Source organism: Streptomyces cacaoi, from assembly GCF_006539165.1.
GTDB classification, from domain to species: Bacteria; Actinomycetota; Actinomycetes; order Streptomycetales; family Streptomycetaceae; genus Streptomyces; species Streptomyces cacaoi.
This window is the reverse complement of sequence record NZ_BJMM01000089.1, coordinates 1-13,676: the sequence shown is the minus strand read 5'-3', so window position 1 is coordinate 13,676 and position 13,676 is coordinate 1. Positions and strand designations below refer to the sequence as shown.

The window sequence follows — 13,676 nt, the reverse complement described above, 5'->3', positions numbered from 1 at the left end:
AGGACGAGGATCCCCACGCCCTCGGACCATCCCGTGCCGTCGGCCGCGTCGGCGAACGCCTTGCACCGGCCGTCCCCGGCGAGTCCGCCCTGCCGGCTGAAGCCGGAGAAGGTCATGGGCGTGCTGAAGACGGTCACCCCGCCGGCGAGGGCGAGGGTGCTCTCTCCGCTGCGCAGGGAGCCCGCCGCCAGGTGCAGGGCCAGCAGGGAGGAGGAGCAGGCCGTGTCCACGGTGAGTGCGGGGCCTTCGAGGCCGAAGGTGTATGCCACCCGGCCCGAGATCACGCTGGTGGCCAGCCCGGTGCTGGCGTGGCCCTCGACATCGTCGCGGGAGTTCATCACGAGGGTGGCGTAGTCCTGGCCGGTGGTGCCGACGAAGACCCCCGTCCGGGTTCCGCGCAGCGCGGTCGCGTCGATACCCGCCCGTTCGAAGGCTTCCCAGGAGGTCTCCAGCAGCAGCCGCTGCTGCGGGTCCATGGCGAGCGCCTCACGCGGGGAGATGCCGAAGAAGGCGGCGTCGAAGTCGGCGACGTCGTGGAGGAATCCGCCGCGCCGGGTCGCGCTGGTGCCGCGGCTCTCGGGGTCGTCGGCGTCGAAGAGCCGGTCGAGGTCCCAGCCCCGGTCCGTCGGGAACTCCCCGATGGCGTCCCGGCCTTGGGCCAGCATGCGCCACAGGTCCTCGGGGGAGTCGATGCCGCCGGGCATACGGCAGGCCATGCCGACGACGGCGACGGCGTCGGCATCGGTGCCGTCGGTGCCGTCGGGGAAGGGGCCGGACGGCGCGGTGCGTTCGGGGACGGCCGTGTCGTCCGCGGAGGTCTCGTCGCGCAGGAGGGTCGCGAGGTGGGAGCCGAGCGCGGACGGTGTGGGGTAGTCGAAGGTGAGGGTGGCGGGCAGGCGTCGGCCCGTCTCCGCGGTGAGCCGGTTGCGCAGTTCGACGCCGGTGAGCGAGTCGAAGCCGAGGGACCGGAACTCCTGTCCGGCCTCGACCTTGCCGGTGGAGGTGTGGCCGAGTACGGCGGCGGCTTCGCGGCGCACCAGGTCGACGACGGCCCGCCGGGCGTCGCCCGCGGGCATGCCCCGCAGCCGTCGGGTGAGGGCTGCCGCCGTCGCGGCGTCCCCGGCGGGCGCTGCCGCCGAGCGTCGCCGGCCGCGCATCAGCCCGCGCAGCACGGCGGGCACCTCGCTCTCGGGCGGGTGCATGCCGTGACCCGGGCCGGCGGGGCCGCCGGGGCCCACGGGGCCGACGGGGCCGACGGGGACAAGGACCGCGTGGCGCGTCGTTCCCAGGGCCGTGTCGAAGAGGGCGAGGCCCTGTTCGGCGGAGAGCGGCGGCACGCCGGAGGCGGTGATCCTGCGCATGTCGGCCTCGGCCAGTGCGCCGGTCATGCCCGTGTCCTGCGCCCACGCGCCCCATGCCAGCGACAGCCCGGCCAGGCCGCGGGCCCTGCGGTGGTGGGCCAGCGCGTCCAGGAAGACGTTGGCCGCGGCGTAGCCGCCCTGTCCGCCGCCGCCCATGGCTCCGGCGGTGGACGAGTACAGCACGAACGCCGCCAGGTCCCGGTCCCGGGTCAGTTCGTGGAGGTGCCAGGCGGCGTCCGCCTTGGGCCGCAGCACTCCGGAGACCCGCTCCGGCGTCAGCGAGGTGATCACGCCGTCGTCCAGTACACCCGCCGTGTGCACGACGGCCGTCAGGGGGTGGGCGTCGGGGATGTCTGCCAGCAGGGCGGCCAGTGCCTCACGGTCGGCCACGTCGCAGGCGGCGAGGGACACCTGGGCGCCCGACGCGCCCAGTTCCGCGGCGAGTCGGCCGGCTCCCGGTGCCTCGGGGCCCCTGCGGCTCACCAGCAGCAGTTGGCGTACGCCGTGCTCGGCGACCAGATGCCGTGCCAGGACGCCGCCCAGGCCGCCGGTGCCGCCGGTGATCAGTACCGTCCCGTCCGACAGCCGTGGCCGCCGCCCCGGGGTGCCCCGCGTGTCACCGGCATCGGTGGCGTCCGCCGTGTCCGCCGTCTCTTCGCGGTCCGTGGTGGCCGTGGTGGCCGTGGTGTCGGCGTGTGCCAGCCGGCCCACGGACACGGTTCCGCCGCGGACCACGAACTGGCCCTCGCCGGCGGCCAGCAGGCCGGGCAGATGCGGCAGGGCCGGGGCGGCGTCCGGCAGCCCGTCGCGTTCGTCCTCGACGTCGATCAGCGCGAACCGGCCGGGGTGTTCCGACTGGGCCGAGCGCACCAGGCCCCACACCGCCGCCGCGGCCACGTCGGGGAGGCCGTCGCCGTCGTGCGCCGCGACCGCGCCGCGGGTGACGAACACCAGGCGCGCGTCGGCCGGCCGCCGGTCGTCGGCCGACCAGTCCTGGAGGAGCCGCAGCACCCGCGCGGTCAGCCGGTGGGCCGCCGCCGGCACGTCGTCGCCGTCGCGGGGGCCGGTGACCGGGACCAGCACGGTGGTGGTCTCCGTCGGCACGTCCGCGAGGGTGTGGCGGCCGTCCGCGCCGAGCACCGTGTGCGCCACGGCCGCCGCGGCGTGGGTGGGCGGCGCGGGGGTCCAGTCGAGGTGCAGCAGCGCGCCCTGTGCGGGCGGGGCGGCGGGGTCGTCGGGGTCGTCGGGGCCGGGTGTGCGGGAGCGCAGCACCAGCGCGTCGGCCGAGAGGACGGGCGCGCCCGCGGGGTCGGCGACGGCGACGGACACGGCGTCCGGGGCCGTCCTTGTGACGCGGAGGCGTACCGCGGTGGCACCGGCGGCGTGCAGGGCGACGCCGGACCAGGCGGCGGCCTCGGGGGCGCCGTCGAGGTCGAGGGCGGCGAACCGGGCTGCCACGGTGGCGGCTTCCAGCAGGTCCGGGTGGAGCCCGAAGGCGCCGGCGTCCCGGGTGTCGGCGGGGAGGGCGGCCTCGGCGAAGACCTCGGTGCGTGGCCCGTGGTCGCGCGTCCACACGCGGCGCACGGTGCCGTGGTCCGCCGGGTGGCCGGTGTCGAGGTCGACGGCGCGGGCGCGGTGCGGGGGCCAGACGGAGGTGTCGAACTCCTCGACGCGGCGGCCGGCGGCCAGGGTTCCGGTGGCGTGCTCGGTCCACGGCCCGGTGGTGTCGGCCGGCCGGGAGTGGATCCGCACGGTGCGTGTGCCGGTCTCCTCGGGTGGGCCCAGGCTGACCTGGACGAGTACGGAGCCGTCGTCGGGCAGTGGGAGCGGGTGGGAGACGGTCAGTTCGGCGATCCGGTCGTGGCCGACCTGGTCGCCCGCCCGGACGGCGAGTTCCAGGAACGCGGAAGCCGGGAGGGCGGCGGGGCCCGCCGCGGTGTCCGCGCGCAGCCAGGGGTGGGTCCGTGCGGACAGGCGGCTGGTGAACAGGACGCCGTCGGAGGCGGCGAGTTCCACGGCGGCGCCGAGGAGGGGGTGCCCGGCGGGTGTCAGTCCGGCCGCGGTCACGTCGCCGGTTCCCGGGCCGGGCTGGGGCCAGTACCGCTCGTGCCGGAACGCGTAGGTGGGCACGTCGACGCGGCGTGCGCCGGTGCCGGCGAACCAGGCCGCCCAGTCGACTCCGACGCCCGCCACGTGCAGCCGGGCCAGTGCGGTGACCAGCGAGCGCTCCTCGGCCCGGTTCTTGCGCAGGGCGGGCAGCACGAGGGTGTCCTGGGTGTCCTGTCCGCCCTGTGCGGGCTCGGTGCCGTCGTGCGGCTGGTCCAGCACCTGCTGTGCCATGGCCGTGAGCACGCCGTCGGGGCCCAGTTCCCAGAAGGTGTCGGCGCCGGCTTCGGCGAGCGCGCGCACGCCGTCGGCGAAGCGGACGGTGTCGCGGATGTGGCGGACCCAGTGGTCAGGGCTGCACAGCTGCGCGGGGTCGGCCAGGGCTCCGGTGAGGTTCGAGACGAGCGGGAGCTGGGGCGCGGTGTAGGTCACGGCCTCGGCGGTGTGCCGGAAGTCGTCCAGCACGGGCTCCATCAGCGGCGAGTGGAAGGCGTGGCTGACGGGGAGCCACTGGGTCCTGCGGCCGTCGGCGGCGAAGGTCTGCGCGATGCGGGACACGGCGGTGGTGGCGCCGGAGACCACCACGGAGCGCGGCCCGTTCACGGCGGCGAGGGAAGCGCCCTCGGCGAGGTGCGGCCGCGCCTCCTCCTCCGACGCTTCGACGGCGACCATCGCACCGCCGGGTGGGAGCGCGTCCATCAGCCGGGCACGGGCCGCCACCAGCCGGCACGCGTCCTCCAGCGAGAACACCCCGGCCACATGCGCGGCCGTGATCTCCCCCACCGAGTGTCCCGCGACGAATCCGGGCCGCACACCCCACGACTCCACCAGCCGGAACAGCGCCACTTCCAGCGCGAACAGCGCGGGCTGCGTGAACCCCGTCTCCTCCAGGCCCTCGGCCTCGCCGAACATCACCGGCCGCAGCGGACGCGGCAGTTCTGCGTCCAGCAGTGCCGCCACCTCGTCCAACGCCTCGGCGAACACCGGGAACCTCTCGTACAACTCCCGTCCCATGCCCGGGCGTTGGGCTCCCTGCCCGGAGAAGAGCAGGGCCAGGTGCCGGCCGCCGGCCGGGGCGCGCCCCCGGGCGGCCTCCGAGAGGGTGCCGTCGGGGCCGACGAGCAGCACGGCGCGGTGGTCGAACCGCGACCTGCCGGTGGCCAGGGAGAAGCCGGTGTCGACGGGTGAACGGCGGTGCGGCTCCTCGTCGGCCAGGGCGCGGACGCGTTCGAGCTGTGCGGTGAGGGCTTCCTCGGACTTGGCGGAGACCGGCCAGGGCACCACGGCGGGCGCGGCGGCGCGCGGTGCGCGCTCCGGTGCCGTCGCGTCGGTGGCGTCCGGTGCGGGCGTCTCCTCCTCGCCGGCCTGTTCGAGGATGACGTGCGCGTTGGTGCCGCTGATACCGAAGGACGAGACGCCCGCGCGGCGCGGCCGTCCGGTCTCGGGCCAGGCGCGGGACTCGCCGAGCAGTTCGACGGCGCCCGTCGTCCAGTCCACCTGGGACGAGGGGCGGTCGACGTGCAGGGACTTCGGCAGGACGCCGTGCCGCATGGCCTGCACGGTCTTGATGACACCGGCGACGCCGGCGGCGGCCTGGGTGTGTCCGAGGTTCGATTTGACGGAGCCCAGGAGCAGCGGGCGTCCCGGTGCGCGTTCCTGCCCGTAGGTGGCGAGCAGTGCGTGGGCCTCGATCGGGTCGCCGAGCGGGGTGCCGGTGCCGTGGCCCTCGACGGCGTCGACGTCCTGTGCCCGCAGCCCGGCGGCTGCCAGTGCCTGGCGGATCACCTGCTGCTGGGACGGTCCGCTGGGTGCGGTGAACCCGTTGGAGGCGCCGTCCTGGTTGACGGCCGAGCCGCGGACGACGGCGAGCACCGGATGCCCGTTGCGGCGCGCGTCCGAGAGCCGTTCGACGAGGAGCACGCCCACGCCCTCGGACCAGCCGGTGCCGTCGGCGGCGTCCGCGTACGCCTTGCAGCGGCCGTCCGCCGCGAGCCCGCCCTGCCTGCTGAACTCCATGAGGGAGCCGGGTGAGGACATGACGTTGACGCCGCCGACGAGCGCGAGGGTGCACTCGCCGGCCCGCAGGGCGTGGACGGCGCTGTGCAGCGCGACGAGCGACGAGGAGCACGCCGTGTCCACGGTGACGGCGGGGCCCTCCAGCCCGAGGGTGTAGGAGAGCCGGCCGGAGGTGGCGCTGGCGGCGATGCCCGTGCCGATGTCACCGGTGGCGTCGTCCAGGGAACGCACCAGCAGATAGGCGTAGTCCTGTCCGTTGGTGCCGACGAAGACGCCGGTGCGGCTGCCCCGCAGGGACAGCGGGTCGATGCCGGCGCGTTCGACGGCCTCCCAGGAGGTCTCCAGCAGCAGCCGCTGCTGCGGGTCCATGGTGACGGCCTCGCGCGGTGAGATGCCGAAGAACTCCGCGTCGAAGTCGGCGACGCCGTCGAGGAATCCGCCCTCCTGGCTGACCTGGTTGCCGCGGGCGTCGACGCCGGCGTCCCGCAGGGCGGCGAGGTCCCAGCCGCGGTCGGTGGGGAAGGGCGAGACGGTGTCCCGGCCGGATTCCACCACCTCCCACAGGTCCTCGGGCGAGGCGATGCCGCCGGGGTAGCGGCAGCTCATCGCGACGACGGCGACGGGTTCGGTGGCCGCTGCGACGAGACTGCGGTTGCGGCGGCGCAGTTGCTCGGCCTCCTTGAGCGAGGTCCGGAGCGCTTCGACTACTTCTTCGCTGGGGGTGGTCATGGTCCGCTCTCTCAGCCTTCGCTCCGTGTGTCCCGCTCCGTGCGGGAGGTGTCCTGGGAAGTGCCGTTCATGGCCGCCCGCACCAGCGCGTCCGTGTCCATCGCGTCGATCGACTCGGCGAAGGATTCCGCGTCGCCGCCGGTGCCGGTGGTGCCGTCGCCGGTGTCCGCCGCGGTGTCGGCGGCGAGTTGGAGCAGCGGTTCCAGTACGCCGATCTGCCGCAGCCTGTCGAGCGGGACGGAGGCGAGCAGTGCCCGCAGGGAGGCGTCGTCGGGCTCGTCACCGGGTGCGCCGGGCCCCCCGGGTGCGGCGGTGGGGGCGGTGGCGTCGTCGGGGAGGAGCCGGTCGAGGAGGTGGCGGGCCAGGTCGAGGGGGGTGGGGTGGTCGAAGACGAGCGTGCTGGTCAGTTCCAGGCCCGTCGCTGCGGTCATCCGGTTGCGCAGTTCCACGGCGCCGAGCGAGTCGAAGCCCAGGTCGCGGAAGGCGCGGTCGGGGCCGACGGTGTCGGCGTCGGCGTGTCCGAGTACGGCGGCGGCGCGGCTGCGGACGAGGCCGAGCACGGTCTCCTCGCGCTGTGCGGGGACCAGTCCGGCGAGTTCGGCGCGCAGCGCGGCGCCCGGCTCGGTGCCGGGCCCGTCGCCGTGGCCGGGTGTGCCGGGGGCCGGGTCGGTGTGCCCGTCGGCCGGGGCCAGTTCCGCGAGGAGCGGGCTGGGCCGTACGGCGGTGAAGGCGCGGACGAACTGCCCGGGTTCCACGTCGGAGACGACCTCGGTGGCCCGGCCGCCGAGGACGGCCTGGCGCAGCGCGGTGACGGCGAGCGCGGGGTCGAGGGGCCGGACGCCGGTGCGGCGGGCGGCCGCCGCTGCCCGGTCGTCGTCGGCCATTCCGCCGCCGCTCCAGGCGCCCCAGGCGATGGAGGTGGCGGCGAGCCCGGCGGCGCGGCGCCGTTCGGCGAGGGCGTCCAGCACGGCGTTGGCGGCGGCGTAGTTGGCCTGGCCGGGGTTGCCGACGGCGGCCGAGGCCGAGGAGAAGAGCGCGAACACCTCCAGGCCGAGGTGCTCGGTCAGCTCGTGCAGGACGAGCGCCGAGGTCGCCTTGGCGCGGTGCACGGCCTCGAACCGCTGCGGGGTCAGGCTGTCGATGACGGCGTCGTCGAGGACGCCGGCGGCGTGCACGACGCCGGTCAGCGGTGCCTCGGCGGGGATGCGGGCGAGGACGGCGGAGAGCGCGTCGCGGTCGGCGGCGTCGCAGGCGGCGAGGGTGACCTCGGCGCCCAGGGCGGTGAGTTCGTCCCGCAGCTGCCGGGCGCCGGGGGCTTCGGCGCCGCGGCGGCCGACGAGCAGCAGGTGCCGGGCGCCCGCCGCGGCGAGCCCGCGGGCCACATGGGCGCCCAGTGCCCCGGTGCCGCCGGTGATCAGCACGGTTCCGGTGGGGTGCCACTCGTGCACGGTGCCGCCGGTGGCGACCGGGACCAGACGCCGGCCGTAGGCGGTGGCGGACCGTACCGCGAGCTGGTCCTCACCGCCGGGCCGGGCGAGCAGCGCGGTGAAGCACGCCAGGGAGCCCGCGTCGAGTTCGGCGGGCAGGTCGATCAACCCGCCCCAGCGGTCGGGGTGTTCGAGCGCGGCGACCCGTCCGATGCCCCAGACGCCGGCCTGGTCGAGTCCCGGTACGGGTTCGGCGGGCGACACCGCGACCGCGCCGCGGGTCACACACCACAGGGGCGCGCCCGTTCCGGCGTCGCCGAGGGCCTGGAGCAGCGCGGTGGTGCGGGCGTTGGCCGGGGGTGCCTCGTGGGCGGCTGCGCCGTGCGGGCCCGTGTGGGCGAGCAGCGAGAGGACACCCGTGAAGTGCCGTCCCCCGGCGGCGAGTTCGCGGAGCTGCTGTGCCAGGGCCGCCCGTCGGGTGTCGGTGACGTCCAGCCGGACGGTGTCGGCGCCGGGTGCGGCGAGCACCTGTGCCACCCAGGGGTCGTCGGCGTGTGCGGCGGGGACGACCACCAGCCAGGTGCCCTCGGGCGTGCCGGTCCGGCCGTTGTCCAGCGGTTTCCAGGTGACGCGCTGCCGCCAGCGGTCCACGGTGGCCTGCTCGCCGCGCCGGCGGCGCCAGTCGGCGAGCGCCGGCAGCACCTTGGAGAGCGCCTCGCCGTCGACGTCCAGCGTGGCCTCCAGGGTGCCGAGGTCCTCCTCCTGCACGGCCGACCAGAAGCCGTCGTCGGCGTCGAGGGCGCGTGCCGCCGGGGCGGCGGGCCCGGTGCGGGGCCAGAAGCGGTGGCGCCGGAAGGGGTAGGTGGGCAGGCCGGTGCGGCGGGCTCGGGCGGCGTCCTCCTCCCCGGCGCCGAGGAGCGCGGTCCAGTCGGGCCCGGCGCCGGCCACGTGCAGCCGGGCCAGCGCGGTGACCAGCGAGCGCTCCTCGGCCCGGTCCCGGCGCAGCGCCGGTACGGTCACGGCCCGCGAGGACATCGCGTCGAGGGTGTCCTGGGCGAGGGCGCACAGGCCGCCGTCGGGGCCGAGTTCGAGGAGGACGGACACGCCGCGTTCGGCGAGGGTGCGGACGGTGTCGCCGAAGCGCACCGTCTCGCGGACGTGGCTCACCCAGTGCTCCGGGGTGCACACCGTCTGCCCGGACGCGCCGTCCCCGGTGGCCGGCTCCCCGGTGACGGCGGAGACGAGCGGGAGCGCCGGGGCGTCGTAGGTGACGGTCCGGGCGACCTGCCGGAAGTCGTCGAGGATGGCGTCCATGTGGAGGGAGTGAAATGCATGGCTCACCCGCAAACGCCTAGTCTTCCGGGGCTTCGGGCCGTCGGCGGCGAGCGTGCCGGCGACGGCGAGCACCGCGTCCTCGTCGCCGGAGAGCACCACGGCCCGTGGGCCGTTGACGGCGGCGACGGAGACGCCCTCGGTGAGGTGGGCGGCGGCCTCCGCCTCGGACGCCTCGACGGCGACCATCGCACCGCCGGGTGGGAGCGCGTCCATCAGCCGGGCACGGGCCGCCACCAGCCGACACGCGTCGTCCAGCGAGAACACCCCGGCCACGTGCGCGGCGGCGATCTCCCCCACCGAGTGGCCGGCGACGAAGTCGGGGCGCACGCCCCAGGACTCCACCAGCCGGAACAGCGCCACTTCCAGCGCGAACAGGGCGGGCTGGGTGAAGCCGGTCTCGTCCAGCCCGTCCGCGTCACCGGACATCACCTTCCACAGCGACTCCCCCGTCCCGGCGTCCAGCCGGGCCACCGCCGCGTCCAGGGCCTCGGCGAACACCGGGAAGCGCTCGTACAGCTCCCGGCCCATGCCGGGGCGCTGCGAGCCCTGCCCGGAGAACAGGAACGCCGTCCTGGCGCCCTGTCCGCCGGTGCGGCCGAGGACGACACGCGGATCCGCGGCCCCCGAGGCCAACGCGCCGAGTTCGTCCAGGAGTTCATCGCGACCGCCGGCGACCAGCGCGGCGCGGTGTTCGAGGGTGGAGCGTGCGGTGGCCAGCGCGAGGGCCAGTTCGGCGGGCCCGAGCCGCGGGTGGGCCAGCAGATGTGCGCGCAGCCGGTCGGCCTGGGCGCACAGCGCCTCCGGGTCGGCGGCCGAGACGGGCACGGGGACCACGGCCGGTGCCGCTCCCACGGCCTCCGTCCTCCCGGGCTGCGGCTCCGGTTCGGGTTCCGGCGCCTCGATGATCATGTGGGCGTTGGTGCCGCTGGCCCCGAACGCGGAGACACCGGCACGGCGCGGACGGCCGGCGGACGGCCAGGCGGTGGCCTCCGTCAGCAGCTCCACCGCTCCCGACTCCCAGTCCACGTGCCGGGAGGGCTCGTCGACGTGCAGCGTGCGCGGCAGCACACCGTGGCGCATCGCCAGCACCATCTTGATGACTCCGGCGACACCGGCCGCCGCCTGGGTGTGGCCGATGTTGGCCTTGACCGAGCCGAGCAGCAGCGGCTGCCGCGGGTCGCGGTCCTGCCCGTACGTCTCCAGCAGTGCCTGCGCCTCGATCGGGTCGCCGAGCCGGGTGCCCGTGCCGTGCGCCTCGACGGCGTCCACGTCCCCGGGCTCCAGGCCGGCGGCCGTCAGGGCGCGCCGGATGACGCGGCGCTGCGCCGGCCCGTTGGGGGCGGTGAGCCCGTTGGAGGCGCCGTCCTGGTTGACCGCCGAGCCGCGCAGCACCGCCAGCACCTCGTGCCCGTTGCGGCGCGCCTGCGACAGCCGCTCCAGCACCAGCACACCGACGCCTTCCGACCAGCCGGTGCCGTCCGCCGCGTCCGCGAACGCCTTGCAGCGGCCGTCGGGTGAGAGCGCGCCCATCTCGCCGAACTCGACGAAGTTCACCGGGGACGACATGACCGTCACACCGCCCGCCAGCGCGAGGGGGCACTCCCCGCCGCGCAGGGCCTGGGCGGCGAGGTGCAGCGCGACCAGGGACGAGGAGCACGCCGTGTCCACGCTGACCGACGGGCCCTGGAGGCCGAAGGTGTAGGAGAGCCGGCCGGAGAGCAGGCTCGCCGACTGCGCGGTCTGCGCGTGCCCCAACTGGCCCGCCTCGGGCCGGTAGTCGCCGGTTCCGCCGCCGATGAAGACGCCGGTGTCGCCGCCGCGCAGCAGCGCCGGGTCGATACCGGTCCGCTCCAGCGCCTCCCACGCGGTCTCCAGGACGAGCCGCTGCTGCGGGTCCATCACCATGGCCTCGCGGGGCGAGATGCCGAAGAACCCGGGGTCGAACTCGGCGGCGTCGTAGAGGAATCCGCCCCGGCGGGTGACACTGCGCCCGGTACCGTCCGGGCCGCCGTGCAGCAGCCGGTCCAGGTCCCAGCCGCGGTCGGCGGGGAAGCCGCCGATGGCGTCGGTCTCTCCGGCGACCAGGTCCCACAGGTCCTCGGGCGAACGGACCCCGCCGGGGTAGCGGCAGCTCATGCCGACGACGACGACCGGATCGTCCACGTCGGAGCGGCCGTCGGGCCCGGGTGCCGGAAGCGCCCGGGTTCCGCCGTCCGCACCGTCCCGGCCGTCCGCGCCGAAGAGTCCGGTGTGCAGCCTGGCGGCCAGCTCCTCGGCGGTGGGGTGGTCGAAGACGACCGTCGCCGGCAGCTTCAGGCCGGTGGCGGTGGCCAGTTGGTCGCGCAGGTCCACCGCGGTCAGCGAGTCGAAGCCGAGGTCGCGGAACGCCTGCGCCTCGGGGACCGCGTCGGCGTCCGGGAAGCCGAGGACGGCGGCCGCCCTGCCGCGGACGAGCGCCAGCAGCGCCCGCTTCCGGTCCGCTTCGGGCAGCGGCAGGAGTTCGGCGCGGAGCCCGGTCCCCGCCGTCGCCGCCCCTTCCCCGTCCGCCGCGGGGTCGGTTGCGGCCCGCCGCGCCTCGGGCAGCTCGTCGAACAGCCGGCTGCGCCTGCCGCGGGTGAAGGCCGGCGCGAACCGGTCCCACGCCACGTCGGCAACCGTGACGGACTCCTCCCCGGCGCCCAGGGAGCGCGCGAGCGCGGTCAGCGCCCGCTCCGGGTCCATGGCCGGCAGCCCGTTGACCCGCAGATGGGCCGCCAGTCCCCCGGTCGTCGCGTCCTCCCAGGCGCCCCAGGAGACGGTCAGCGCCGGCAGTCCACGGGCGCGGCGCCGCAGCGCCACCGCGTCCAGGTAGGCACCGGCGGCGGCGCCCTCTCCCTGTCCGCTGACGCCCCAGGTCCCGGCGATCGAGGCGAACAGGACGAACGCCTCGGGCGGTGCGCCGTCGCCGGTCGCCGCGTCGACCGCGGCCTCCAGGTTCTCCACACCGTCCCGCAGCGCGGCGAGGAAGGTCTCCCCGGCTCCGGAACCGGCTCCGCCGTCCGCCGGGCCGCCGAAGCCGCTGTTCTCGCCGGTGTGCACGACGGCCGTCAACGGCAGGTCCCCGGGGAGCGCGGAGAGCGCCGCGCTCAGCGCTTCGCGGTCGGACAGCGGACACGTCGCGCTCGTCAACACACAGCCTGTCGCCGCGAGTTCGTCGCGCAGCCGGGCCTCTTCGGCCGCCTCGGGGGCCTGCGCGCCGACGAACAGGACATGGTCGGCGCCGTCGCGCGCGAACCGGCGTGCGACGTGGCCGCCGAAACCGGTGAGGTCACCGGTGATCAGCACCGCGCCCGTGGGCCGCCACGCACGCGCGCCCGCACCCGGTGTGACCCGCGCGAGCCGCCGCCCGAACACCCCGGAGGCCCGCACCGCCACCTGATCCTCGGCACCCCCGCCGTCCCCGGCGTTCCCGGCGGCCTTCCCGTAGGAACCGGCCTTCCCGTGCGCGCCGTTCTCCGTGCAGGCACCGGACAGGACCGCGCGGAAGCGGTCGGCCGCGCGCCGGTCGAGCGGCTCGGCCACATCGACGAGACCTCCCCACCTCTCCGGCTGCTCCAGCGCCGTGACCCGGCCCAGGCCCCACACGGCGGCCTGCTCCCCGCAGACCTCCGTGTCCCCGCGCCCGGTCCGTACGGCGCCCCGGGTCACACACCACAGCGGCGCGTCGATCCCGGCCTCCGCGAGGGCCCGCACCAGCACATCGGGCCGGGCCGGGCCGGTCGGCAGCCCCGGGACCGCGGCGAGGAGCGAGACAACCCCCGCGAAACCGCCTCCGTCACCGGTCTCCTCGCCGTCCTCGCCATCGCCCTCGGCTCCGACTCCGGCCAGGGCACCGGCGAGTGCACCGGCCATCGCCTCCGGGTCGGCCCCGTCGATCCCGACGCTCACGGCGTCCGCGCCGAGCGCCGCCAGGACCGAGGCCGCCCACGCGTCGGCGGCGCACTCGTCGGCGTCCCGCCCGGCCGGGAGCAGCGCCAGCCACTTCCCGGACAGCGCACTCCGGGGCGCGGCGGACAGCGGCTTCCAGCTCACCCGGTAGCGCCAGGCGTCCGCAGCCGACGACTCGGCACGCTCACGGCGCCACGACGACAGCGCCGACACCAGGGACGCCAGCGCGGCGTCGTCCAGCCCCAGCCCGGCGGACAGCTCCGCCAGGTCCCCCCGCTCGACCGCGGACCAGAACTCCGCGTCGACGAGGCCCTGTTGCTCGTCCTCGCCCGCACCGGTGACTGCGGCCTCGGGCCAGAACCACTCCCGCTGGAAGGGGTAGGTGGGCAGCTCGACACGGCGACCGCCCAGCCGGGAGAAGAACCCTGCCCAGTCCACTTCGACCCCCGCGGTGTGCAGCCGCGCGAGCGCCGTGAGCAGCGCCGTCTCCTCGCCCTGGCCCTTACGCAAGGCGGCCACCGCCACCGCGTCCGGGCCGGTCTCCTCACCCACGCAGTGCTGCACCATCGCCGCCAGCGCTCCACCGGGGCCCAACTCGACGAAGGTGTCCGCGCCTTCACTCACCAGCGCGTCGACACCGTCGGCGAACCGCACCGTCTCCCGGACATGCCGCACCCAGTACCCGGGAGTCGTCAGCTCCGCCGCCGACGCCATCTCCCCCGTCACATTCGACACCACAGGGACGGTCGGAGCCTGGAAGGACAGCCGCTCGATC

Annotated in this window: 2 protein-coding genes; both read right to left on the bottom strand. The window is 76.1% G+C overall.

All coding sequences use genetic code 11. The features are described from left to right. On the bottom strand, positions 1 to 6,212 hold a 6,212-nt coding region (locus tag SCA03_RS33440; RefSeq protein ID WP_141275846.1), incomplete at its 3' end, for a type I polyketide synthase. Positions 6,213 to 6,223: 11 nt separating this feature from the next. Next, complete coding sequence (locus SCA03_RS36925) at positions 6,224 to 13,636, bottom strand: type I polyketide synthase (RefSeq protein WP_141275845.1); 7,413 nt, start codon at positions 13,634 to 13,636, stop codon at positions 6,224 to 6,226. Between the last annotated feature and the right edge of the window lie 40 nt (positions 13,637 to 13,676).